This window comes from Klebsiella sp. GG_Kp146 (genome assembly GCF_040061975.1).
Classification (GTDB): Bacteria; Pseudomonadota; Gammaproteobacteria; order Enterobacterales; family Enterobacteriaceae; genus Klebsiella; species Klebsiella quasipneumoniae.
Map to the genome: position 1 here is coordinate 119,224 of NZ_JBEAHA010000011.1, position 23,499 is coordinate 142,722.

The 23,499-nt window shown below is 60.0% G+C and carries 26 protein-coding genes and 1 tRNA gene; 14 read left to right on the forward strand and 13 right to left on the reverse strand.

The window, feature by feature from the left end; translation table 11 throughout:
* Positions 1 to 72 precede the first annotated feature (72 nt).
* The 4 genes from ABLU95_RS12670 to ABLU95_RS12685 all read left to right on the forward strand — a co-directional run bounded on the left by ABLU95_RS12670 (position 73) and on the right by ABLU95_RS12685 (position 6,530).
* On the forward strand, positions 73 to 1,464 hold the full coding sequence (locus ABLU95_RS12670; RefSeq protein ID WP_004150226.1) for a uracil-xanthine permease family protein: 1,392 nt from the start codon (positions 73 to 75) through the stop codon (positions 1,462 to 1,464).
* 151 nt (positions 1,465 to 1,615) lie between these two features.
* Positions 1,616 to 3,331: an AsmA family protein gene (locus ABLU95_RS12675; protein ID WP_348879685.1), complete on the forward strand. Its 1,716-nt coding sequence runs from the start codon at positions 1,616 to 1,618 to the stop codon at positions 3,329 to 3,331.
* A gap of 247 nt (positions 3,332 to 3,578) precedes the next feature.
* Complete coding sequence (locus tag ABLU95_RS12680; protein WP_048335589.1) at positions 3,579 to 5,138, forward strand: PTS transporter subunit EIIC; 1,560 nt, start codon at positions 3,579 to 3,581, stop codon at positions 5,136 to 5,138.
* A 12-nt stretch (positions 5,139 to 5,150) separates the two neighbouring features.
* Positions 5,151 to 6,530, forward strand: coding sequence for a glycoside hydrolase (locus ABLU95_RS12685; RefSeq protein ID WP_048335591.1), 1,380 nt, complete (start codon positions 5,151 to 5,153; stop codon positions 6,528 to 6,530).
* A gap of 108 nt (positions 6,531 to 6,638) precedes the next feature.
* Here ABLU95_RS12685 and ABLU95_RS12690 read toward each other — a convergent pair whose 3' ends face one another.
* Positions 6,639 to 7,361, reverse strand: a complete 723-nt coding sequence (locus ABLU95_RS12690) for an SIS domain-containing protein (protein ID WP_023291388.1) — start codon at positions 7,359 to 7,361, stop codon at positions 6,639 to 6,641.
* Positions 7,362 to 7,392: 31 nt separating this feature from the next.
* Positions 7,393 to 7,584: a hypothetical protein gene (locus ABLU95_RS12695; protein ID WP_048335595.1), complete on the reverse strand. Its 192-nt coding sequence runs from the start codon at positions 7,582 to 7,584 to the stop codon at positions 7,393 to 7,395.
* Positions 7,585 to 7,872: 288 nt separating this feature from the next.
* Here ABLU95_RS12695 and ABLU95_RS12700 point away from each other — a divergent pair.
* The 4 genes from ABLU95_RS12700 to ABLU95_RS12715 all read left to right on the forward strand — a co-directional run bounded on the left by ABLU95_RS12700 (position 7,873) and on the right by ABLU95_RS12715 (position 10,012).
* A tRNA-Sec gene (locus tag ABLU95_RS12700) sits at positions 7,873 to 7,967 on the forward strand.
* A 165-nt stretch (positions 7,968 to 8,132) separates the two neighbouring features.
* Positions 8,133 to 8,600, forward strand: a complete 468-nt coding sequence (locus ABLU95_RS12705; RefSeq protein ID WP_032454383.1) for a DUF3237 domain-containing protein — start codon at positions 8,133 to 8,135, stop codon at positions 8,598 to 8,600.
* A gap of 112 nt (positions 8,601 to 8,712) precedes the next feature.
* Positions 8,713 to 9,720 carry a zinc-binding alcohol dehydrogenase family protein gene (locus ABLU95_RS12710; RefSeq protein WP_023291392.1) on the forward strand — a complete coding sequence of 336 codons (1,008 nt, stop codon included), beginning with the start codon at positions 8,713 to 8,715 and terminating at the stop codon, positions 9,718 to 9,720.
* Position 9,721: 1 nt separating this feature from the next.
* Positions 9,722 to 10,012, forward strand: a complete 291-nt coding sequence (locus tag ABLU95_RS12715) for a putative quinol monooxygenase (protein ID WP_032454386.1) — start codon at positions 9,722 to 9,724, stop codon at positions 10,010 to 10,012.
* 49 nt (positions 10,013 to 10,061) lie between these two features.
* On the opposite strand, the gene ABLU95_RS12720 is transcribed toward ABLU95_RS12715, so the two are convergent.
* Entirely contained in the window at positions 10,062 to 10,760 is a 699-nt protein-coding gene (locus ABLU95_RS12720) for a winged helix-turn-helix transcriptional regulator (RefSeq protein ID WP_023291394.1), read from the reverse strand.
* A 362-nt stretch (positions 10,761 to 11,122) separates the two neighbouring features.
* Between ABLU95_RS12720 and ABLU95_RS12725 the strand changes: the two genes are divergently transcribed.
* Positions 11,123 to 12,172, forward strand: a complete 1,050-nt coding sequence (locus ABLU95_RS12725) for an NAD(P)-dependent alcohol dehydrogenase (RefSeq protein ID WP_044525064.1) — start codon at positions 11,123 to 11,125, stop codon at positions 12,170 to 12,172.
* Here the strand turns inward: ABLU95_RS12725 and ABLU95_RS12730 are convergent.
* Together ABLU95_RS12730 and ABLU95_RS12735 are read right to left on the reverse strand one after the other, a co-directional pair.
* Positions 12,169 to 13,122: a helix-turn-helix domain-containing protein gene (locus tag ABLU95_RS12730; RefSeq protein ID WP_086075622.1), complete on the reverse strand. Its 954-nt coding sequence runs from the start codon at positions 13,120 to 13,122 to the stop codon at positions 12,169 to 12,171. The two genes, ABLU95_RS12725 and ABLU95_RS12730, sit on opposite strands and share 4 nt — an antisense overlap.
* 21 nt (positions 13,123 to 13,143) lie before the next feature.
* Positions 13,144 to 13,923, reverse strand: a complete 780-nt coding sequence (locus ABLU95_RS12735) for an MBL fold metallo-hydrolase (RefSeq protein ID WP_023291397.1) — start codon at positions 13,921 to 13,923, stop codon at positions 13,144 to 13,146.
* 168 nt (positions 13,924 to 14,091) lie between these two features.
* On the opposite strand from ABLU95_RS12735, the gene ABLU95_RS12740 reads away from it, so the two are divergent.
* Positions 14,092 to 14,652, forward strand: coding sequence for an NUDIX hydrolase (locus ABLU95_RS12740; RefSeq protein ID WP_072421076.1), 561 nt, complete (start codon positions 14,092 to 14,094; stop codon positions 14,650 to 14,652).
* Here ABLU95_RS12740 and ABLU95_RS12745 read toward each other — a convergent pair.
* The 3 genes from ABLU95_RS12745 to ABLU95_RS12755 form a co-directional block, all read right to left on the reverse strand.
* On the reverse strand, positions 14,642 to 15,496 hold the full coding sequence (locus ABLU95_RS12745) for a DMT family transporter (RefSeq protein ID WP_023291399.1): 855 nt from the start codon (positions 15,494 to 15,496) through the stop codon (positions 14,642 to 14,644). The two genes, ABLU95_RS12740 and ABLU95_RS12745, sit on opposite strands and share 11 nt — an antisense overlap.
* A gap of 24 nt (positions 15,497 to 15,520) precedes the next feature.
* Positions 15,521 to 16,330, reverse strand: coding sequence for a lipoprotein NlpA (gene nlpA / locus ABLU95_RS12750; RefSeq protein WP_348879689.1), 810 nt, complete (start codon positions 16,328 to 16,330; stop codon positions 15,521 to 15,523).
* A 127-nt stretch (positions 16,331 to 16,457) separates the two neighbouring features.
* The gene (locus ABLU95_RS12755) at positions 16,458 to 17,363 is read right to left on the reverse strand and encodes an AraC family transcriptional regulator (protein WP_023291401.1); all 906 of its coding nucleotides are present in this window, start codon (positions 17,361 to 17,363) and stop codon (positions 16,458 to 16,460) included.
* 118 nt (positions 17,364 to 17,481) lie between these two features.
* On the opposite strand from ABLU95_RS12755, the gene ABLU95_RS12760 reads away from it, so the two are divergent.
* Positions 17,482 to 18,018, forward strand: a complete 537-nt coding sequence (locus tag ABLU95_RS12760) for a peroxidase-related enzyme (protein WP_032433699.1) — start codon at positions 17,482 to 17,484, stop codon at positions 18,016 to 18,018.
* Between the two features lie 20 nt (positions 18,019 to 18,038).
* Here ABLU95_RS12760 and ABLU95_RS12765 read toward each other — a convergent pair whose 3' ends face one another.
* On the reverse strand, positions 18,039 to 18,509 hold the full coding sequence (locus tag ABLU95_RS12765) for a nuclear transport factor 2 family protein (protein WP_086075627.1): 471 nt from the start codon (positions 18,507 to 18,509) through the stop codon (positions 18,039 to 18,041).
* The gene (locus ABLU95_RS12770; protein ID WP_032454393.1) at positions 18,506 to 19,138 is read right to left on the reverse strand and encodes a pyridoxamine 5'-phosphate oxidase family protein; all 633 of its coding nucleotides are present in this window, start codon (positions 19,136 to 19,138) and stop codon (positions 18,506 to 18,508) included. The genes ABLU95_RS12765 and ABLU95_RS12770 overlap by 4 nt, the downstream gene beginning before the upstream one ends.
* A gap of 95 nt (positions 19,139 to 19,233) precedes the next feature.
* On the opposite strand from ABLU95_RS12770, the gene ABLU95_RS12775 reads away from it, so the two are divergent.
* Entirely contained in the window at positions 19,234 to 20,148 is a 915-nt protein-coding gene (locus ABLU95_RS12775; protein ID WP_023291405.1) for a LysR substrate-binding domain-containing protein, read from the forward strand.
* Here ABLU95_RS12775 and ABLU95_RS12780 read toward each other — a convergent pair.
* The gene (locus ABLU95_RS12780; RefSeq protein ID WP_032454395.1) at positions 20,145 to 21,638 is read right to left on the reverse strand and encodes an MDR family MFS transporter; all 1,494 of its coding nucleotides are present in this window, start codon (positions 21,636 to 21,638) and stop codon (positions 20,145 to 20,147) included. The two genes, ABLU95_RS12775 and ABLU95_RS12780, sit on opposite strands and share 4 nt — an antisense overlap.
* Positions 21,639 to 21,718: 80 nt before the next feature.
* Between ABLU95_RS12780 and ABLU95_RS12785 the strand changes: the two genes are divergently transcribed.
* Complete coding sequence (locus tag ABLU95_RS12785) at positions 21,719 to 22,366, forward strand: TetR/AcrR family transcriptional regulator (protein WP_023291407.1); 648 nt, start codon at positions 21,719 to 21,721, stop codon at positions 22,364 to 22,366.
* Positions 22,367 to 22,902: 536 nt separating this feature from the next.
* Here ABLU95_RS12785 and ABLU95_RS12790 read toward each other — a convergent pair.
* Entirely contained in the window at positions 22,903 to 23,319 is a 417-nt protein-coding gene (locus tag ABLU95_RS12790; protein WP_032454397.1) for a GNAT family N-acetyltransferase, read from the reverse strand.
* On the opposite strand from ABLU95_RS12790, the gene ABLU95_RS12795 reads away from it, so the two are divergent.
* Positions 23,294 to 23,410, forward strand: a complete 117-nt coding sequence (locus tag ABLU95_RS12795; protein ID WP_065882911.1) for a hypothetical protein — start codon at positions 23,294 to 23,296, stop codon at positions 23,408 to 23,410. The two genes, ABLU95_RS12790 and ABLU95_RS12795, sit on opposite strands and share 26 nt — an antisense overlap.
* Here the strand turns inward: ABLU95_RS12795 and ABLU95_RS12800 are convergent.
* Complete coding sequence (locus ABLU95_RS12800) at positions 23,370 to 23,492, reverse strand: hypothetical protein (RefSeq protein WP_032454401.1); 123 nt, start codon at positions 23,490 to 23,492, stop codon at positions 23,370 to 23,372. The genes ABLU95_RS12795 and ABLU95_RS12800 overlap by 41 nt on opposite strands.
* Positions 23,493 to 23,499 lie beyond the last annotated feature (7 nt).

The window sequence follows — 23,499 nt, forward strand, 5'->3', positions numbered from 1 at the left end:
ACGCTGGCAAACGTTTGCTTTTGGTCTACAGTCCGATAAAATTCCCGCTTTGCCACCTTGGGATTGCTTGTGATGTCCGTTAACACCGCAGAGTCAGAAAATGCGCAACCGGTTGCGCATAAACCAGCCAGCGAATTAATCTACCGCCTCGAAGATCGCCCACCGCTACCGCAAACCCTGTTCGCCGCCTTCCAGCACCTGCTGGCGATGTTTGTCGCGGTGATCACCCCGGCGCTGTTAATCTGCCAGGCTCTCGGTCTCCCGGCGCAAGATACCCAACATATCATCAGCATGTCGCTGTTCGCCTCGGGCGTGGCCTCCATTATTCAGATCAAAGCCTGGGGCCCGGTCGGTTCCGGACTGCTCTCCATCCAGGGCACCAGCTTCAACTTTGTCGCCCCACTCATCATGGGCGGCACCGCGCTGAAAACCGGCGGCGCCGACGTCCCGACAATGATGGCCGCCCTGTTCGGCACCCTGATGCTGGCCAGCTGCACGGAAATGGTTCTCTCCCGCGTCCTGCATCTGGCGCGCCGCATCATTACCCCGCTGGTCTCCGGCGTGGTGGTGATGATTATCGGCCTGTCGCTGATTCAGGTCGGATTGACCTCCATCGGCGGCGGCTACGCGGCGATGGCCGACCACACCTTCGGCGCGCCGAAGAACCTGCTGCTGGCGGGCATCGTGCTGGCGCTGATCATCATTCTCAACCGCCAGCGTAATCCCTATTTGCGCATCGCTTCGCTGGTGATTGCCATGGCGGCGGGCTATCTGGCGGCGTGGTTCCTCGATATGCTGCCGGCCAACACCGCCCCGACCAACAGCAGCCTCATCACCGTTCCGACGCCGCTGTACTATGGCCTCGGCATCGACTGGAGCCTGCTGCTGCCGCTGATGCTGGTGTTTATGATCACCTCCCTGGAAACCATCGGCGATATCACCGCCACCTCCGATGTCTCCGAGCAGCCGGTCTCCGGTCCGCTGTATATGAAACGCCTGAAAGGCGGCGTGCTGGCTAACGGCCTCAACTCCTTTGTTTCCGCGGTCTTCAACACCTTCCCGAACTCCTGCTTCGGCCAGAACAACGGCGTGATCCAGCTGACCGGCGTCGCCAGCCGCTACGTCGGCTTTGTGGTGGCGCTGATGCTGATCGTCCTCGGGCTGTTCCCGGCGGTGAGCGGTTTCGTACAGCATATCCCTGAGCCGGTGCTCGGCGGCGCCACGCTGGTGATGTTCGGCACCATCGCCGCGTCCGGCGTGCGCATCGTCTCCCGCGAGCCGCTGAATCGCCGGGCGATCCTGATTATCGCCCTGTCGCTGGCGGTGGGCCTCGGCGTGTCGCAACAGCCGTTGATCCTGCAGTTCGCGCCGGACTGGCTGAAGAATCTGCTCTCCTCCGGCATCGCCGCCGGCGGTATCACGGCGATTGTTCTGAATTTAATTTTCCCGCCGGAAAAAGCCTGATTTAACGCGCCCCCGGTCGTGCCATCGGCCGGGACGCCCCCCTGTTGTCCTCCACCGCCTGCTCCGTCACGGAAATAAACCACGCCTGCCTTGAGAAGTGCGCCTAAATCGGGCATAACACGGTTATGTGCATCTCACAGAGTGGAAGACCATGAAATTTCTTGGAAAGCTGATTCTCTGGCTGCTAGTCGCTCTGCTGCTCGTCATGGTTGGCGCGTGGTTCCTGCTGCAAACCCACTGGGGCGCCCGCCAGGCCAGCGCCTGGCTCAGCAATGGCACCGGCTGGCAGGTCTCCTTCGATGCGATGGATCATGATTTCTCCTCCCCTCTGCATGTGCAGTTGCAAAACGTCACCTTTGGCCGGGAAGGTAAGCCGGCAACCCTGGTGGCGAAAACGGTCGATATTGGTTTCAGCACCCGCCAGTTTAGCGACCCGCTGCATGCGGATGAGATTGTCCTTAACGACGGCACCCTGAATCTGTCCCCCCACTCTGCCGACCTGCCGTTCGCTGCCGACCGGCTGATGTTGCGCAATATGGCTTTCAATAGTCCGGAAACCGGCTGGGCGCTCAGCGCGCAGCGCGTCACCGGCGGCGTCAGCCCATGGGCGCCGGAGGCAGGCAATGTGCTGGGGAAAACGGCACAGATCCAGATGAGCGCGGGTTCAATGACGCTCAACGGCGTCGAAGCCAGCAACGTCCTGATTCAGGGCAAGATTGATCAGGGCGAGGTCACCCTCTCCACCCTCGGCGCCGATGTCGCCCGCGGCACCTTAAGCGGCAATGCGAAACGCAGCGCCGACGGCAGCTGGCTGGTGGATAACCTTCAGCTAAATGAGATCCGACTGCAGAGCGCCGCCTCGCTGGCCGACTTTTTCGCGCCGTTAACCACGGTCCCCTCTCTGCAGATTGGCCGCCTGGATATCACCGACGCCCGCCTGCAGGGGCCGGACTGGGCGGTAACCGACCTCGACCTGAACCTGCGCAACCTGACGCTCAGCCACGGCGGCTGGCAGAGCCAGGACGGCACGCTGTCGATGAATGCCAGCGAATTTATCTACGGCTCGCTGCACTTTTTCGACCCGATCGTGAATGCCGAATTTTCACCCCAGGGGATTGCCCTGCGCCAGTTCTCCTCGCGCTGGGAGGGCGGCATGGTGCGAACCTCCGGCAACTGGCTGCGCGCCGGTAACGCGCTGGTGCTCGACGACACCGCCTTCGCCGGGCTGGAGTACACGCTGCCGGCGAACTGGAAGCCGCTGTGGATGACGCCGCTGCCGGCCTGGCTGCAAAGCCTGACGCTGAAAAAATTCAGCGCCAGCCGCAACCTGATCATCGATGTGGACCCTGCCTTCCCATGGCAAATTACCGCTCTCGATGGCTATGGCGGCGAGCTTCAGCTGGTGAAAAACGGCAGCTGGGGGGTGTGGAACGGTAGCGCGACGCTGAACGCCGCGGCGGCAACCTTTAACCGAATTGACGTGCGCCGCCCTTCACTCAAGCTGAGCGCCACGGCGTCGACGCTCAATATCACTGAGCTCAGCGCGTTCACCGAGCGCGGTATTCTGCAGGCCACCGCCGCGGTATCCCAGCTGCCGCAGCGCCAGGTCAATCTGAGCTTGAACGGCCGCGGCGTGCCGCTGAATATTCTGCAGGCCTGGGGCTGGCCTTCGCTCCCCATCAGCGGGGATGGCAATCTCCAGCTGACCGCCAGCGGCAGCGTGCAGGCCGATGCCCCGCTCAAGCCGACGGTCAACGCACAGCTTAGCGCCGTGAACATGGAGAAACAGCAGGTGGCGCAAACGATGCGCAACGGCGAGGTCAATACCGCCCCCGCCGCGCCAGCGCCCGCTCCCGTCACGCCATAGCGATATCCCATCACCCTCTCCCCCACGGAAGAGGGAAGGCTTCTCAGCAAAAACGCCGCTCTGGCTACGCCCTCTCCCTGTCAGGGAGAGGGTCTGCAGGCATTCTGAAACCTGTGTGCAATAAGCGGCTATCTGTGCCTATTTACCGCTACTGGTTCCCTTCAAATATCAGAGTTGCTATAACCAAAATACTGGAAGTCGATAAAAAACCGCTCCCTGTCCCTACAAAAATATAAAAGGATCAATCATGCCTGAAATACGTCAGCGTATTCTGGAGAATATGCAAAAATTCTCCCGGGCCATGATCGGCGCCGTATTGTTCTTGCCGGTCATTGGCTTAATTCTGGCCCTCAGTTCAGTATTAACTAATCCGACATTAATTGCTGAAACCAGTTTCCTGCACCAGCTTGGGCAGATGCTCGGCGACACCTTTTGGCCTTTATTTGGCAACCTCGGCTTATTATTTTGCGTCGGCATTAGCTATGGTCTGGCAAAAGATAAAAAAACCGAAGTCGCGCTGGTTGCGGTGATGTGCTTCATTATGTTTCTTGGCGCCAACCACTCCTGGCTGGAACACACTCACGGACTCGCCGAAAAAATTAACGGTGAATATTATGGCACCGGGCAAACCCAGCTGCTGGGCTTTGTGGTGGTGGATATGGGCGTTTTCCTTGGCATTATTCTCGGCTGCACCATCGCGTGGGTGCACAATAAAGTCTCTACCATTGACCTGCCCGGCGCGCTGTCGATGTACGGCGGCGCCAAGCTGACGCTGGTGGCGATGACGCCGGTGGTTATCTTCTACGCCATCGCCTTTACCTGGATTTGGCCGTTTATGACCCACGGCATCTCCGCCCTCACCGGCTTTATGAAAAATGCCGGGGTCGCCGGGGTCTTCGTCTATGGTTTCTTTGAAAAATTTCTTATCCCGACCGGCCTGCACCATTTTGTCTGGTCCCCCTTCCAGCTCACCCAGATTGGCGGCACCCTGAACGTGGACGGCCAGGTGGTCTCCGGTACCCAGGCCATTTTCCTCGCCTATATGCGCCACCCGGATCTGACCCCGGTGATGAATGAAGCCCTACGCTTCTCACAGCAAGGGATGACCACCATCTTCGGCCTCGCCGGCGCCTCGCTGGCGTTCTACCACACCGCGAAGCCGGAGAAAAAAGTAATGGCTAAGGCGATTCTGCTGCCGGCGATTATCACCTCCATGCTGACCGGCATCACCGAGCCGATTGAGTTCACCTTTTTGTTTGTCTCGCCGCTGCTGTGGGTGATCCATGCGACGTTAACCGCCGCCTCGCAGGCCATTTGCGACCTCTTCACCGTACGCCCCTGGGGCGCATCGGGCCTGATCGAATTTCTGATCTATAACCTGCCGCTGCCGGTCTCCTTAACGCGCTGGCCGGGATATGTCCTTATCGGGATCGGCCAGTTCGCCGTCTACTACGTGATTTTCCGCACCCTGGTGGTGAGGCTGAATCTGAAAACACCGGGCCGGGAAGATGACGAGAGCGTGAAGCTCTACAGCAAAGCGGAGTACCGCCAGAAAGTCGCGCAGCCGCAGTCGGTTACCGATGACATTATCCGCGGCCTCGGGGGCAAGGAGAATATTCTCTCCGTCGATAATTGTTTTACTCGTCTGCGCGTAGCCGTGCGCGATATGGCGCAAGTTGATGACGCGCAATTAAAAAATACCGGCGCCAACGGCGTGGTGCGCAATCGTAATGAAGTTCAGGTTATTTATGGCGTAAAAGTGGGACAGGTACGTTCCCGGGTTGATAACTGGTTAGCAGAAAATTAATGAGGAGTTTGTATGAAATTAACCGTATTAGGCGGGGGCGGCGTTCGCTCTGCATTTTTAGCGAAATCTCTGGCCTATAATGCTCACCGCATTGGTTTAACGGAGGTGGTTTTTCTCGATAACTCTGCGGATAATCTGGCGATATTCGGCGAAATCGCCCGCTATGTATTTACGACCATTCGCCCGGATATTCATTTCACGACCACCACCGACCCGGTCGCGGCGCTGCAAAACGCCAATTATATTATTACCACCCTGCGGGTCGGCGGCGATGAAAGCCGCATTCGCGACGAGCGCATTGCGCTGCAACATAACACCCTCGGCCAGGAGACCACCGGCGCCGGCGGCTTCGCGATGGCCATGCGCTCGATCCCGGCGATCCTCGACTATTGCCGGCTGATCGAGGCCCATGCCGCCGAAGACGCCATTCTGTTTAACTTTACCAACCCGTCAGGCCTGGTGACGGAAGCGATCGTCAAGTCCGGCTTTAAGCGTCGGGTCTATGGGATCTGCGATGCGCCTTCCGAGCTGATTCGTGAACTGCCGGCGATCCTCGGCTGTGAGGAGCGCGACCTGAGCGTGGAATGCTATGGGCTGAACCATTTCTCCTGGTTTACCCACTTCACCGTGCGCGGGGAAGCGGTGACCGAGCGGCTGATCGCCAGCCCGGCGCTGTACCAGAAGACCGCGATGCAGTACTTCTCACCCGAGCTGGTGCGGCTGTGCGATAACCAGTTACTCAACGAATATCTCTATTATTACTACTATCGCGACGAGGCGCTGAAGGCGATTCAGGGGGCAGGCGAAACGCGCGGGGAGCAAATCGCCCGTATCAATCAGGAGATGCGCCAGGCGCTGCGCACCGTGGATGCCAGAACGCAGCCGGAAGCCGCCTTCAATATCTGGATGCAGCACTACCTGCGCCGGGAAAACAGCTATATGCAGAACGAATCCCGGCAGGAGAAATTTCATACCCGCGAGCCGCTGACGCTGCGGCAGTTTATCGAAGAGCCGGACACCGGCGGCTATGCCGGGGTGGCGCTGGATATTCTGGAAGCGGTGAACAGCACCACCACCAAGCGGATCGTGGTGTCGATCCAGAATAATGGCACGCTCGACTTTTTGCGCCCTGACGACGTGATTGAGATCAGCTGCGACCTGAGCCGGGAGGGCCTGAAGCCGGTCACGCCGACGAAGGTGCCGACGGCGCAGAAGAATATGATTTCCTGCGTGAAAGAGTATGAGCGGCTGGCGGTAGCGGCGATCCTGCAGCAGGATAAGTCGCTGGCGGTGCGGGCGCTGATGGCGCACCCGCTGATCGGTTCCTGGTCGCTGGCGAAAACCCTGGTCGAAGCTTATCTCGACGATAAGCAGTTCGCCGCCTGGCGGTAAATCACTGACCGGACCTGGAGGCGTAGGCCGGGTAAGGCGCAGCCGCCACCCGGCAACATGGTGGCGCGGCGCCTGATATATTGCCCGGCGGCACTGCGCTTAGCGGAGCTACCTATTGCCAGGTGCGCGGGTAAACCACATCTTCAGTAGCCGCTCAAAGCCTAGGATGCAGTAGCCGAAAAACGGGTTGCTCCAGTAAATATCATCGTCGAACTTCTGCGGATCGTGAATGATAAACGCCGTATCCGCAGCCTGCGCCAGCGGGCTCTGATAATCGCCGGTAAAGCAGACCAGGTTGATCTCCTTCCCCTCCATGGCCTTCACCCAGTTGAGCGCCGAGCTGCTGCGCCCGGATTTAGAAATGATCCAGATGGAGTCGAAGCGAGCGGCGTTTTTCTGCTCAAGGATTTCGTAATCCGGCCACAGCGCCAGGCTGGCATTCACCCCAGTGACGAGGAACTTGTTATAAATATACTGGGCAATCAACTGCGAAAAACCGCTGCCGTGGATCAGGACGCGCTGCTGCGCGAGGCTTGCCAGCAGCGGCGTCAGCGCCTCCGCCGGCTGAATGCTCATATAGTCGATATCGTTGGTGACATCGAGCTTCGGCATGGTGATATTGAACTTGATGAAATAGACCAGCTCCAGCCAGCCGCTGAACTTAAGCTTTTTCGCCAACCGCACCAGCGAGGAGGGATTACTGTAGCACTGCTCCGCCACGGCGCGGATCCCCTGGCGGATACACAGCTCCGGGTCGTTCTGGATAAAGCGCAGCACGGTCATTTCCGTTTTGCTTAGCTTCACGTCACGAAAGATATTTTCTAAGTCCATGGCGGGCTCCTCTCAGCGGCAGCATACGCTATCACCGTTCAGGAATAGCGTCTGCGGCCTGAGTCACCAGACTGAAATGAATGTTACTTTTTGTACAAAAATGGAATAAAAAAACCCTCTCCGCCGGAACGAGGGTGAACAAGGCGAGAATAATGGTGAGGGTGGCGCCGTCGCCCATGCCGTAGCCAATTTTCTCTTTGACGGACAAAACAGGATCTTTCATATGGGCACAATTCCCTTGGCGGCACCACAGATGGGTACCGGTTACATTTTTTATCAGCCTTTGCCGCAGGAAGATGAATTAGGTCATTATCAGAATATGTTTCATGTATTTTGCGATCGCGTTAGCCTGAAAAGAGTATGAAAAAGTGTAACTCATGGATTTTGAACGGATTTGTCTCAGACTGTTCTGCAAAGTCCAGTTTTAACAGTAAAAAAGTGCGTTCAGGTATGTGGTAAACGGCTGAAAGTAGCTATAATGCGCCCCGCCTCCATGTAGCAATCGAGGCGCGGAAGATCGTCATCTCCGGTGAGGTGGCTGGACTTCAAATCCAGTTGGGGCCGCCAGCGGTCCCGGGCAGGTTCAACTCCTGTGATCTTCCGCCAGTTTGCCTCTGCTCGCCCACAGCCACGCCCAACCAAACTGAGTCGCAAAACCCATCATCTCAGCCAATCATTTTCATCCAAACCCTGCGTTATTTTGTCTCCTGCAAACCCGTTACACTGGCGCAAAGGCCGCGTGCCGTTGCCAACCGAAACAGGAGAGCCATGATGACCCCCGAACTGAGACACTGTTTTTCCATTACCATACAGGTTGATAAACCGGTGATAGTCTCCCGCAGTCCGCAGACCGGCAAGCGCCAGCTGATCCCGATTCTCGGCGGCAGCGTCTCGGGTCAACTGCGCGGCCACGTGCTGCCCGGCGGCGTCGATAGCCAGATTATCGGGCCCGACGGCACATGCAGGCTATCCGCCCGCTATGCCCTGCAGGTGGAGGAAGGGACGGTGTACGTGGAAAACAACGGTATCCGCCGGGTGCCGGCCCACTATCATGACCAACTGTTCGCCGACGATATGCGCTTTTTTAGCACTATTCCGCCGGAAGATATCTATTTTCGCACCGTCCCCACCTTCGAGGTGGATACCCCCGCGCTCAGCTGGCTAACCACCTCGCTGTTTATCTGCGCCGGCGGGCGTACTCAGGATGGGGTGATGCTCGATTTCTATCAGGTGGGCTGATTTTCACTTTCTGCATATAACTGTTATTGCCGTTAACCCGTTTTTCCCCTCCCGGCACCGGTCTACTATCGCGTCATCGCTTTATTCACCCGATTCACAGACCGGAGCAGTTATGAAAGCTATCGCCATTACTCAAGCCGCCGCTGACGGCGACAATATCCCTTTTTTAACCGAGATCGACCTGCCGGTCCCCTCCGCCCACGGGCGTGACCTGCTGGTTGCCGTGAAGGCGGTCTCGGTCAATCCGGTAGACACCAAAGTGCGCGCCGGCTTCCGGGGCGACACGCCGCGGGTGCTGGGCTGGGACGCCGTTGGCGTGGTGCAGTCCGTCGGCGAGGAAGTGACGCTGTTCGCGCCAGGCGATGAGGTCTGGTACGCCGGCGCCCTGGGCCGGGCCGGCAGCAACAGTGAATATCAGCTGGTGGATGAGCGCCTGGTGGCGCACAAACCGCGCACCCTCGATAACGCCTCCGCCGCCGCGCTGCCGCTGACGGCGATCACCGCCTGGGAGCTGCTGTTTCACCGTCTCGGCGTCGCGGAAGGCGGTAACGCGGGCGACACGCTGCTGATCGTCGGCGCGGCGGGCGGCGTGGGCTCGATCCTGACCCAGCTGGCCAGCAAACTGACCGCCATGACGGTGATCGGCACCGCTTCGCGTCCGGAGAGTCAACGGTGGGTCCGCGAGGCGGGCGCGCACCATGTTATCGATCACAGCAAGCCGCTCGCCGACGAGCTGGCGCGTATCGGCATCAACGCGGTGACCCATGTCGCCAGCCTGACCAACACCGACCAGCACTTCAATGCGCTGATTGACGCCCTCGCCCCGCAGGGCAAGCTGGCGCTGATTGATGATCCGGAGACCCTGGACGTGGTGCCGCTGAAAGCCAAAAGCCTCTCCCTGCACTGGGAATTTATGTTCACCCGCTCAATGTTTGAGACGGATGACATGATCGCCCAGCATCAGCTGCTGACCCGCGTGGCGGCCCTGATCGACAACCACACGATCAAAACCACCCTCGGCGAACACTACGGCGCCATCACTGCCGACAATCTGCAGAAAGCGCATCGCCAGCTGGAAACCGGACGCGCGGTGGGCAAGATTGTGCTGGAGGGATTTTAAGATGATAACCCTGCTCGCCGTGCTCAAGGCGAAACCAGGCCAAACGGACGCGCTGCGCCAGGCCCTGCAGAAGCTGCTCCTGCCGACAAGACAGGAGCCGGGTAATCTCGACTACGCGCTGTTCCAGCTGCGCGACGCGCCGGACACTTTCTACATGCGCGAAGCGTGGCGTGGGCAGGACGCCCTTGATGCGCATGTAGAGATGCCCTATTTTCAGGCGTTTGTTATGCAGATGGAGCGTCTGCTGGCTGAGCCGCTGCGGCTGGACTACCTGACGGCGATTGAGCCCTAAGCGGACCAGCAGGTGGGGGGCGACAAATCACGCCCTTCGCCTGCCAGGCTCAAAAATTGGCGGGAAGCGGTTGGGCGATAGTCATCAACACCCCGCGGTGGATAATAATATAACCGCCTTTGCGCAGCTCCGACAGAATCGACATAATGCGGCTACGCGACAGGTTGGTACGCCGCTGGATAAACCTTAATACATTGATCTGTCTACGATACGTCTCCGAATAGACCGCCAGCTCCATTAACAGGATGCGCACCATCTGGTAAGAGTCCACCCCCAGCAGCTCCTGCTCGCGCATGCTCAACACCATCAACCGCTGCGTCAGGATATGGGCCATCTCCTGCCACAGGTTTTTCTCATTCAGGATATTGACCGCGGCCTGATGCGCTATCCAGCGCCCGCTTAAATCCGTCTCAGCAAACAGAGAACAGTGGCGTTTATCCGGGAGCCCGTTAAACACGCCATAATTATCAATTAATCCCAATATTGCCGGGGCGAGGATCGTCGATATCACCAGTTGATTTTCCGCAAAGCAAACTGAAGCCACGCCTTCTTCGAGGAGAATGAAGCCGGATTCGCTTTGGGCCAAGGGAAAATGGTAATAGTTTGACTGCGCCAGTTCAAAAGGGGTGCTGACAGGCCGGAACGCGGATAATATGGATTCCACCGCAGGTAACGGTTTTGTCCGTCGTCCATAAAAAAAAGAGGGTAATGAGCGGGAATTCTGGCCGTTGGCGTCAGGTTTCGACATCGTGTTGTGTCATTAAGTCAGGTTGAAGGGCATGATTTTCAGCGGTAATAGTATCAACACGCGCAATCATGAATAAAAACCAAGTCGTTTCCATAATAAAAAGAGTGTAAGCATTATTATCGGCATAAGCGGTTTACCTCGATTTTCCATCACTAAAAAACAATAATTTTCGTAAATATTTATACGGCTTAGCCGCTTAAATGATAAACCTGTCTTATAAATTGCGACTCCGGCGACTCGCTCGCTTACGCCGTGCCTGATGCCGCTTTCCCCCTCGCATCTCTCCCAGTCCAGGCTACCCTTATCGATGCCACTGACCACCCGCATCCATCTCCCGCTCTATTCGATCAAGAGGTTTCGCTATGCTGATCAACGCTATAGGTACCTACTCCGCCAGCCAGCCGCTGGAATCAATGGCCATCACCCGCCGTGAACCGGGGCCGCAGGATGTGCAGATCGCCATCGCCTACTGCGGCGTCTGCCACTCCGATCTCCACCAGGCGCGATCGGAATGGGCGGGAACGCTCTATCCCTGCGTGCCGGGGCATGAAATTGTGGGCCGGGTCACCGCGGTCGGCGACGCTGTCTCGCGCTACGCCGTCGGCGATCTGGTGGGCGTCGGCTGCATGGTCGATAGCTGTCAACAGTGCGAGGAGTGCGCTGAGGGGCTGGAGAACTACTGCGACCATATGGTGCTGACCTACAACGGACCGACCCAGGACGCGCCGGGCCACACCCTGGGCGGCTATTCACAGCAGATCGTGGTTAAAGAACACTACGTGCTGCGGATAACCCATCCCGAAGCGCAGCTGGCCGCCGTCGCGCCGCTGCTGTGCGCCGGGATCACGACGTACTCGCCGCTGCGCCACTGGCACGCCGGGCCGGGTAAAAAAGTCGGCGTGGTCGGCATCGGCGGCCTTGGGCATATGGGAATCAAGTTGGCCCACGCCATGGGGGCTCACGTGGTGGCCTTTACCACCTCCGAATCCAAGCGTAATGCGGCCAGAGCGCTGGGCGCCGATGAGGTGGTGGTGTCGCGTAACGAAGACGAAATGGCGGCCCACGTCAAAAGCTTCGATTTCATCCTCAACACCGTGGCGGCGCCGCATAATCTCGATGCCTTCACCACGCTGCTGAAGCGCGATGGCACCATGACGCTGGTGGGCGCTCCGGCCACGCCGCATCCGTCGCCGGAAGTGTTCAATCTGATCATCCGCCGCCGGTCGATTGCCGGGTCGATGATTGGCGGGATCGCGGAAACTCAGGAGATGCTCGACTTCTGCGCTGAACACGGCATCGTCGCCGATATCGAACTGATCCGCGGCGATGAGATCAACGAAGCCTGGGAAAGAATGGTCAAGGGTGACGTGAAATACCGCTTCGTGATCGACAGCGCGACCCTCGCCGGCTAAGCGCCGCGGCGAAAGGTACGCCGCCATTCGGTCGGACTGACGCCAAAGCGCGCTTTAAACTGCTGACGCCAGGTGACGGCAGAGAGATAACCCACCGCCTCCGCCACCTGCTCAACCGGCAGATCGCCCGCCTCAAGCAGGCTCTGGCTGCGGCGCAGGCGTTCGGCGGTCAGCCAGTCGGTAATGCTCATCCCGGTCGCCCGGGCGAAGTGGCGGGTCAGGCTGCGGCGGCTCATCGCCACCACCCGGGCCAGCGAATCGAGATTATGCGGCTCGGCAATATGCTGCTGCAGATAATCCAGCAGGCAGTTGATTCGCGCATCGCGGGTGTTTTTCGGCACCGGCTGGGCGATGAACTGCGCCTGGCCGCCCTCGCGGTGCGGTGAAACAATCAGCCGCCGGGCGATCTGGTTGGCCGCGAGGCTGCCGAAACGCTGGCGGATGATGTAGAGGCAACAGTCCAGCGCCGCCGCGGTGCCCGCCGAAGTAATGATCCGCTGGTCGTCGACATACAGGGCGTTGATATCCAGCCGCACCTGCGGAAACCGACGCTGAAAATCCTGCTCAAACTCCCAGTGGGTCGCCGCGCGTTTCCCGTCCAGCAGCCCGGCGTAGCCCAGGACGAACGCGCCGAGGCACAGACCGACGATTTCCGCGCCGTTATTCCGGGCCCGCACCAGGCTATCAAGCAGCGCCTGCGGCGGGCGCCGGTCAACCTCGCCCCAGTAAGGCACCACCACGATATCCGCCTGTTCCAGCACGGCGAAATCGCCGCTGGCGTACAGCGCAAAGCCGTCGCGGGCGCGCAGTAGCCCCGGCCGCTCGGCGCAAATGTGCAGGTTAAAGCGTTTGCTTTCAGAGACCGAATCGCCAAACAGCATGCAGGGAACGGCGTAATGAAACGGGCTAAAGCCCTCTACGGCGACAATCGCCACGTCGGTGAGTTTCATCGTTCCTTCCCCTTGCGCACGTTAATAAACCACGGTTTCCCCATCCTGCGGGATACACACTACCTCGGCTATCTGATTATCCAGCGCATACTGGCGCATCTCTTCCCGGCTCACCAGGCAGTGGTTGACCGCTTCCAGGTGAATCGCCATGATTTTCGCTTCCGGCAGGGTGAAGTGTACGTTCAGGAGATCCTCTTTGCCCATGATAATCGGGCCAAAGCCGATGACGTGGGCGTAGCCGGCGTTGAGGACCACCACGTCCGGGCGCAGCTTCAGCAGGTCGGCTGCAATTTCATCACGCCAGATGGTATCCCCCACCAGCCACAGCGTCTTCTCCTGCGGATGGCGAAACAGCACGCCGCAGGCCTCGCCCAGGCGTTCGGCCATCGCCGGCACCGCGTAGGTGCGATCGCTGCCGTGCTGGCCGGAGGTGGTTTTCAGCAGGCGCACGCCGGCAAATTCGCTGTCTGCCGTCAGCAGGCGGATATCCTGGAAACCCTGGCTGCGCAGCAACGCGCCGTCGGCTTCGTGCTGGACGAACACCGGCAGGGTTTTCGGGATCGCGGCGATCGCCGCCTCGTCCCAGTGATCGTCATGGGTATGGGTGACGATCACCGCGTCAACGTCGATGATTTTATCGCGGGAAAAAGGCAGCGCCACCAGCGGGTTGCGCAGCTCGCTGCGCGCGGTGCCCGGAAAACCCGGCCAGGCGCCCTTGTCCGCCAGCATCGGATCGATCAGAAACTTTTTCCCGGCGTATTCAATAATCTGGGTCGCGTTACGGATATGGGTGATGTTCATGTTGGCGTTCCTCAGGGGGGGTGATTTGACGAACATCGTACTGAGTACCAGCCTGGCGCAATAGGGGCATTTGGGCAAGGATCGATGAAATCGGGCCAACCTGCGGCGATTGCTATCCGCCTCCGGCTATGTTGTTCTGAAGGCTCCATTTTTGACAGGAGTGGCAGGATGAAGAAAAAACTGACCGCCGCCGATATGCACGACCCGCAGGTCATCGCCGAGACGCCGTGGTTCAGCATGCGCAAGGTGGGTATTGATATCGCCCCCGGCGAGCGCCGCGACTTTTACGCCATTCACTATCCGCGCCCGGCGGTGGGGATTGTGGCTATCCAGGATGACAAAGTGCTGCTGATTCGCCACTACCGCTACCTGATCGACAAGGTGGTGTGGGCCATTCCGTCAGGCGGCGTTGACGAAGGGGAAGATCCGGCGGCGGCCGCGCTGCGCGAGCTGCGGGAAGAGACCGGCTGGCAGGCGCAACGCGTCGAGGAGATCATTCGCTTCAACCCCTCCTACGGCAGCAGCGACCAGCTGTTTATCACCTGGCTGGCCACCGGTTTACGCTGGGTGGGGATGGATGCGGATCAGGATGAAGTGATGGAAACCGGCTGGTTTACCTTTGAGGAGATAAACCAGCTGATCGCCCGCGGCGAAATGCCGGACGGGCTGTCGCTGGTGCCGCTGCTGCAATTGATGGCGCAACCGCGCACCGGGCAGGCTACGGCTTAAGCATCCGCCAGCGGAACCACAGCTGGGCAACCAGGATCAGTACGCCGCCGATAATCTTCTGCAGCGGCAGCTGTTCGCCATACCACAGCGCGGCGGCAATGACCGTCAGCAGCGGTTCGAGCACCATAATGATCGCCGCGCTGGCCACCGCCGCGTACTTCTGCCCCTTCATCTGCAGACCGAAGCGCAGGCTGGTGGCGATGACAATGCTGGCCACCAGCCAGCCGAAGGTCGGCAGGGTCATCGGCTGGTCCCAGCGTTCAACGGCAGCGGAGAGGGTCAACCCGACGATACCCGTGATCGCCAGCTGGACGGTGGTCAGGGGGATCAGCGGGACTTCACGCGCGCAGCGGCTGGTGTAACAGAACCAGATGGACTGCACTAGCGCCGTCAGCAAAAACCAGCCCTGGCTGGGATGGAAGACTATCGGCATGTGCAGGCTGAGCAGGCCCAGGCCCACCACCGCGATCGGCAGGCACTCCCACCAGGCCCGCGGCGGACGCACCTTCATCATCACCCACGCGGTCAGCGGGACGAACATCATCGACAGGCTCATGATAAACGCCCCTTCGCCGAGCGACGCCGTCGTGGAGACCGAGTAGATCCACAGGCAGAGGTTGAGCGCAAACCATAGCCCGCTGATGATGAGCTTTGGCCAGTGCTGCTTTTGCGGGCGAAACCCGCGGCAAAACGGCAGCAGCAGCAGCGCGGCGAAGAAAAAGCGCAGCCCAAGGAACGCGAATACCGGCATGCCGGCGATCGCCTCGCGGGAAAAAATCCAGCCGCAGGCGGCAATCACCGTCGCGGCAATCAGCAGCAGATCGGCCTGCCGTTGGCGTACCATACGCGCCTCTCCCTGTAAGTTGGCTTACCAGCCCGGCACCGCGCCGCCGTTGAAGATAGTCTCTGCCGCCTTCGCCACCTCCGGCGACTGGTACGACTGCATAAACTCCTTCACGTTTTCCGCGTCTTTATTGTCTTCACGGGTCACGATGATGTTCACGTAGGGCGAGTTTTTATCTTCGATAAAGATGCCATCGCGAACCGGCGACAGCCCGGTTTGCTGCAGGTAGGTGGTGCTGATGATGGCCACGTCGACTTTAGGATCGTCGAGTACGCGCGGCAGTTGCGCCCCTTCCAGCTCCATAATTTTCAGATGATGCGGGTTGTCGGTGATATCCACCGCCGTCGGCAGCAGGCCGGTACCGGCTTTGAGGGTAATCAGCTTCTCTTTTTGCAGCAGCAGCAGCGCCCGCCCGAGGTTGGTCGGATCGTTGGGGATAGCGATCGTCGCGCCGTCTTTCAGTTCGGCGACTGACTTTATCTTGCGCGAATAGCCGGCCATCGGGAAGACGAAGGTATTGCCTACCGCCACCAGATGGTAGTTATGCGCTTTGTTGTCCTGCTCAAGGAAAGGCCGATGCTGGAAGACGTTGGCGTCCAGATCCCCGGCGTTGGTCGATTCGTTAGGCAACAGCGAGCCGCTGAACCCCACCAGCTCAACCTCCAGACCATACTTCTCTTTGGCCACTTTCTTCGCTACTTCCGCCACATCCTGTTCAGCGCCGTTAATCACGCCGACCTTAATGTGCTTCGCTTCATTACCCTTTTGGTCGCAGCCGACCAGCACCAGACCCGCCAGCATTACCGCGGCGGCGGCACGTAAACGTAATCTCATCCTCTTCACCCTGTCCGTCCTGACTGTCGTTGTTTTTTTCGTGCAAAACTATAGCGACTTTCGGGTGGGGTAATAAACAGCAAACCACGCAACCGGAAATAAAATCATCTTCGCCAGGCGCGAAGCGCTAGCCCCGTCGCCACTCGCCCGGCGTCACGCCATAGCGCATTTTGAAGCGCTTCGAGAAGGACGCCAGCGACTGAAAGCCACAGCGTTCGGCAATGACCTCGAGGTTGGTCTGACGCTCCAGGCGCAGCAGCCGGGCGGCCAGCGCCATTCGCAGCTGCGACAGCCACGCCTGCGGCGTCAGGTGATAAACGCGGGCAAAATGGCGGGCAAAGGTGGCCCGCGACAGAAAGGCGCGGGCGGCCATGGTTTCCAGCGTCCACGGCTGCTCCGGGGTCGCCATCACCGCCAGCACCGCCGGCATCAGGCGCTCATCGCTCATCAGACGCAGCAGCCCGCCTGGCGGCTGCTGCTCGCCAAGCAGCATGCGCAGCAGCAGCACCAGCAGCGTATCGCCGAGGCTGCGCACGATAGCGCTGCCGCCGGGACGCTGCGCCAGACTTTCGCGGACCAGTATGTTAAGCAATGGCTGCAGCTCCGGGCAGTCTTCGCGCGCATCGGTATGGAGATGGATCAGCGTCGACGCCTCAGTGAACAGCCAGCTGACGTGCGGACCAAAATAGAATTCGCCGCACAGCATCTCCAGCGCCCCCTCCGCCGGGCCGGCGCGCATTTCCGTCACCGTGCCGTTAAAGCGATGCGCCACCGGCAGCACCTGGCCCCACTCCACCAGGCTCTCCATCAGGTGCGGCGAACCGTGCGGCAGGAGGACCACATCTCCCGCGCGCAGGTGATGGGTCTGGCCGCCGACGTTGAGCCGCCCCTCGCCGCGCAGCACCACGTGCCATGGCACCACGCCGCTGCGCATTTGCTGGTGCCCGGCCTGCCAGCGGCCGCCGAAGCGACAGTGCAGGTTCACTTCGCAGCGCGGCGCCAGCAGCGCCAGCAGATGACTGAGACTGTCCATGCTTCTCCTGAGACGATAAGACAAAAAGGTGAGACGAAGACCGCCAGTCTAGCATGCGGCAACCGCCTAAGATGACCCCAATGCCAACACACACCCTCGAAAACAACAGGAGTTAACCATGAGCCGTTTAGCTGATATCCGTGAACAAGACGCCACCGGCAAAGCCGCCGATATTTTCGCCGGGATCAAAAAAGCAATGGGCAAAGTGCCGAATGCCTACCTGGCCATCGGCGGCCACTCGCCGGCCGCGCTGCAGCAGGCGCTGGCGCACAATGCGATGCTACATAAAGGCAGCCTCAGCGCCCAACAGCTGGAAGCCATTAACCTGTCGGTCAGCGAAGCCACCGGCTGTGACTACTGCCTGGCCGCACATACGCTGATGGCGAAAAAAGCCGGCTTCAGCAGCGAACAGATCCACGCCCTGCGCCGCGGGGAGTATGCGGAAGAGGCACAGCTTGATGCGCTGGTGAAATTTGCGCAGACGCTGGTGACCACCACCGGCACGCTGCCGGAAGCCGACGTCGCCGCGCTGCGCAACGCCGGTTTTAGCGACCAGCAGGTGATTGAGATTATCAGCGCCATCAGCGCAATCTTGTTCACCAATATGGTGAACCGGGTTAACGACACGGTGGTCGACTTCCCGAAAGCCGATTAATCCGTCGCGCAGCACCGGTTTTACAGCCCCAGGTCGCTGAGCCCCGGATGATCGTCCGGGCGACGCCCCTGGGGCCAGTGGAACAGGCGCTCGCTTTCGGCGATCGGCAGATCGTTGATGCAGGCGTAGCGCGTCTGCATCAGCCCGTGCTGATCAAACTCCCAGTTTTCATTGCCGTACGAGCGAAACCAGTTGCCGCTGTCGTCGCACCACTCATAGGCGAAGCGCACGGCGATGCGATTTTCCTGCCATGCCCACAGCTCCTTAATCAGCCGATATTGTTGCTCTTTACGCCATTTTCGCTGCAGGAATTCGACAATTTGCCCCCTGCCGTGGACAAACTCGCTGCGGTTGCGCCATTCGCTGTCCACGGTGTAGGCCAGAGCGACCTTTTCGGCATCGCGGCTGTTCCAGCCATCTTCCGCGGCGCGGACCTTCTGGATAGCGCTGTCGCGGGTAAACGGCGGTAACGGGGGACGTTGTTCGGTCATGCTGACTCTCCTCTGCGGGCTAATTGCTGCTGCAGGCGCTGATTCTCCTGCTCCAGGTCATGAATACGTTGCTGCAGGTTCTGGCTGTACTCCGCCACCTGCTGCGCGCTGTAGCGCGGCGTAATGTGCTGCGGGCAGTTCCAGTCAAACGCCTGCAGATGAAAAAGAAACAGGCGCTCGATGCGGGCGCGATAGTTGGCCGGCGCCACCTGCGCCAGCAGCTGCGGGTGGTTCTCTGCCGCCACGACCTCGACGGTGGCGTAGATTTTCAGCCTGGCACGGCGCGGATAATCCATCAAAAACAGGCAGGCCCGGTCGCTGCCGCGCAGGTTGCCGGTGGTAATGTACTGACGGTTGCCGCCGAAATCCGCCATCGCCAGGGTGGTATCGTCCAGCAGATGCAGAAACCCCGGCGGGCCGCCGCGATGCTGAATGTAGGGCCAGCCGCTCTGCGACACCGTCGCCAGATAAAAGCTGTCGCGGGTGGCGATCATCCCCGCTTCGCTGTCGCCGAAGCGGTCGGCCTGGCGGCGACTATGCGGCGTTTGCCACAGCTGGTCGCTGCCCATTTCATGCTGCACATCCATCACGTCCGGGGTGATGGCGATATCGAGAAAGGTTGCTGCCATAGCGCCTCCTGTTGTCTGGCGCCATCATGGACTGTACTGTAAAAAATGATAATACTGGTTTCGTGGCAATCATCTTTCCAAAAATCGGGAGAATAATGGATCGATTAAGCGCGATGGCGCTGCTGGTGAAAGTGACCGAGCTGGGGAGTATGTCGGCGGCGGCGCGGGCGCTGAATATGCCGTTGACCACCGTCAGCCGCCATATCGGCGAGCTGGAGAACGCGCTGGGGGTGCGCCTGCTGGCGCGGACCACCCGCAAACTGACGCTCACCGACGCCGGGGTCGATTATGTCGCTGCCGCGCGGCGGATCCTTGAGGAGGTGGAAAACGCCGAACGCCAGGCGACGGGCGAGTATCAGGAACCGAAAGGCGAGCTGGTGATCTCTGCGCCGACAATGTTTGGGCGCCAGCACGTTCTCCCGGTGATCGCTGAATTCATCGCCCGTTACCCGCAGATTCACGTCCGTTTGCTGCTCAGCGATCGTAACGCCGACCTGGTGGGCGACCATATCGATCTGGCGGTGCGGATAGGCGACCTGGCGGACAGCAGCATGGTGGCCACCCGCCTCGGCAGGATGCGCATCGTGGCCTGCGCCCATCCGGCGCTGCTGGCGAAATACGGCGAGCCGCAGCGGCCGCGCGATCTGGCGGCGCTGCCGATCATCCGCATTGAATCGCCGATGCCCTATCGCGGCTGGCGCTTTCGCGCCGCTGAGCGCGAGGACCAGTTGATTAACCTGCCGCCAGCGTTATCGGTCACCACGCCGGAGAGCGCTGCCGATGCCGCGCGGCTGGGGGTGGGCGTAGCTCGCTTACTGCACTATCAGGCGCTGGACGGCCTGCGACAGGGTGAGCTCCGTCTGCTGCTGGAGCGCGTCGAGCCGGAGCCGGCGCCGGTCCATTTGCTGTATACCGCCCGGGACCTGGCGCCGCTTAAGCTGCGAAAATTTATCGATTTTGCCGCGCCGGCGCTGCGTCAGGCGCTGCTGCGCATTGCCGGGGCCGCTTAGTGCGTCGCGGTCTTCAGCGGCGCCTCCTTTAACAGCCAGGAGAGGACAAACGCCACCGCCATAATGCAGGCCGCCATGAGGAACGCCGCGTGGATCGCCGCGCCGAAGGCGTCGAGATAGTCGAGGCGGATATCCGCGGGCAGGTGCTGCACCGCCACCGGATTCATTCCCGGCGGCAGTACCGCGCCTTCCGGCAACAGCTTTTGCAGGTTGCTCTGCAGCACGTGCGTGAACACCGCGCCAAACAGCGCCACGCCGATGGAGCCGCCGATCGAGCGGAACAGGGTCACGCCGGAGGTGGCGACGCCGTAAAGCTTCGCCGGCATCGCGTTCTGTACCGCCAGGACCAGCACCTGCATCACCAGCCCCAGACCGGCCCCCAGCACGCCGGTAAACAGGTACAGCTGCCACAGCGGTGAGTGAATGGTGATCCGGGTCAGCAGCACCATGCCGGTCACGCCAAGCAGGGTACCGAGGATCGGAAACAGGCGATATTTACCGGTACGGCTGATAATCCGCCCGCTGATAATCGAGGTCAGCAGCAGGCCTCCCATCAGGGGGATCAGCTGCAGCCCGGCCTCGGTGGGGGTCGCCTCCTTCACCACCTGCAGATAGAGCGGCAGGAAGGTGACTGATCCAAACAGCGACATGCCGATGACGAAGCCGATCAGACTGCACAGCAGGAAGCTGCGGTTGCGGAACAGCGACAGCGGAATAATCGGCTCGGCGGCCATTCGCTCTTCGTAGATAAAGCCGATGACCCCCACGATGCCGAAGGCCAGAATGCACCACAGCTGCGGGTCATTCCACGCATGAACGCTGCCCCCTTCCGAGGTAAACAGGATGATGCACAGCAGCGCCATGCTGAGGTAAATCGCCCCCAGCCAGTCAATCTCATGTTGGCTGCGTTTATTGCTGCTGTGGAATACCGCGCCGATCACCAGCAGCGCGAAGAGGCCCAGCGGCAGGTTGATGTAGAAGATCCAGCGCCAGGAGGCATGCTGCACCAAAAAGCCGCCGATCAGCGGGCCGATCACCGTCGCCAGGCCAAAAACGCCGCCGAACAGCCCCTGATAGCGGCCACGGCTGGCGGGCGGGATGACGTCGGCCACCGCCGCCATGCTGATGACCATCAGGCCGCCGCCGCCGAGCCCCTGCAGGCCGCGCATCAGCACCAGCTGGGTCATGTTCTGCGCCAGCCCGCAGAGGGCGGAGCCGACAAGAAACAGCCCAATCGCCACCTGCAGCACGATTTTGCGGCCGAACAGATCGCCGAATTTACCGTACAGCGGCACCGCGATGGTGGAGCTGAGGATATAGGCGGTAACCACCCAGGAAAGCTTGTCCAGCCCGCCCAGTTCGCCGACAATCGTCGGCAGCGCGGTGGAGACAATGGTCTGATCCAGCGCGGAGAGGAGCATCACCAGCAGCAAGGCGCTAAACAGCAGGCGTATCGACTGCACCGGTGGGTTCGCGACTTGAGAAGTCATCACAACACTCGCTTGATATTAATTAAATGCATAATTAATATTTAGTGAAAGAATGAGTCGGGTCAAGAGATCGCCATATCATGACAGCACAAAAGGATCAGGATACCCCCCGCCGCCCGGGGCGGCCGCGCGGTAAAAAACCGGGTACCGCCAACCGCGAACAGCTGATGGACATCGCCCTGACGCTGTTTGCCCGCGACGGCGCGGCCCGCGTGTCGTTGAACGCCATCGCCAAAGAGGCCGGGGTGACGCCGGCGATGCTGCATTACTATTTCAGTTCGCGGGATGCGCTGGTGACGCAGCTGATCGAAGAGCGCTTTATGCCGCTGCGCAACCACATCAGCCGCATCTTTGTCGACCATCCGCAGGACCCGGTGCTGGCGCTGACGATGATGGTCGAGACGCTGGCGCACATGGCGGAGAAAAACGCCTGGTTCGCGCCGCTGTGGATGCAGGAGATCATCGGCGAGATGCCGATCCTGCGTCAGCATATGGACGCCCGCTTCGGCGAGGAGCGTTTTCAGGTGATGCTGGAGGCGGTGCGCCGCTGGCAGCGGGAGGGCAAGATTAACCCGGCGCTGTCGCCGGAGCTGCTGTTTACCACGGTGATTAGCCTGGTGCTGGTGCCGTTTTCGCGCATCCACAGCGATCCGCGTTTACAGGCGGTTGACCGCCAGACCATCGTCAGCCACGCGCTGGCGTTAATGGGCCATGGCGTCGGGGGTTAAGGCGTGGTTTTGACGCTTTTGTAGCCCGGATAAGGCGCCACGCGCCGCCATCCGGGATTTTCCCTGCTCGCGCTACGCTTAGCAGGGCTACAGAAATAACGGCACAACCGTAAATTTCCCTGCTCGCACTGCGCTTAGCAGGGCCAGCACTCCCGTGTTATGTCCGGGCAGATTGCGCTCCCGATATTTCTTCTGCGTTATGCCTGGCATGGCGCAGGGAGCGCACAGGGGGCGGCCAGTCGCCGCCGTCCCCTGTACCCCCGGGCTCCGGCCAGCACCGGCAGTTTCAGTCGCGCAAGTGGGTAGCCGCTCGGCATCATGGCGGGCACAGCACGAACCGTAGGCCGGGTAAGGCGCAGCCGCCACCCGGCAAGAATACAGGTGCCGTGCCTGATATCCTGCCCGGCGGCGCTGCGCTTGCCGGTCCTGGGTGGGGCGAAACTACGGGAGAACTGTGTAGGCCGGATAAGGCATTTATGCCGCCATCCGGCACAATCACAGGTACGGTACCTGACCGCCCGGCGATATCAGGACCGTTACAGCGCCTTCGACAAATAGTGACGCTGCATTCCCGCATGCGGGAAGTCGGGCAGCGACATCTGCAGCTGATAGCCTAATTTCTGATAAAACGGCAGCGCCTGGAAGCTAAAGGTATCCACCAGCAGATGGCTGCAGCCCTGCGCCTGCGCCTGCCGCTCCGCCTCCTGCATCAGCTCGCTCCCCAGTCCGCGTCCGCGCGTCGCTTCGCTGACCCACAGATACTCAATGCACAGCCAGTTGCCCTTGCGTTTGGCAATCAACCCGCCCTGCATCACCCCTTGCGCATCGCGGGAGTAAACGCCCAGATCGCCAAACTGCGCCGCATCGAGATACTGCTGATTATAGTGCCGCAGACCGGCAAACAATTCTTGTTGGTCGTCGGGATTAATGCTTTTTGTAATAATTAACGCCATTAACTATCTCCAGTATCGCTGTGCCGAAAGGTTATTTTTCCTCTCCACTTTCACAAAAAATTCTTATTTTCTCCATGATTATTTGCCTTAATTTTTTGCGTTCTAAAAGTAAGCAAAAAAACCTTTCCATTATCGCGGCGGATCGTATAATGGGAAAAAATGAGAATGATCATTCTCACC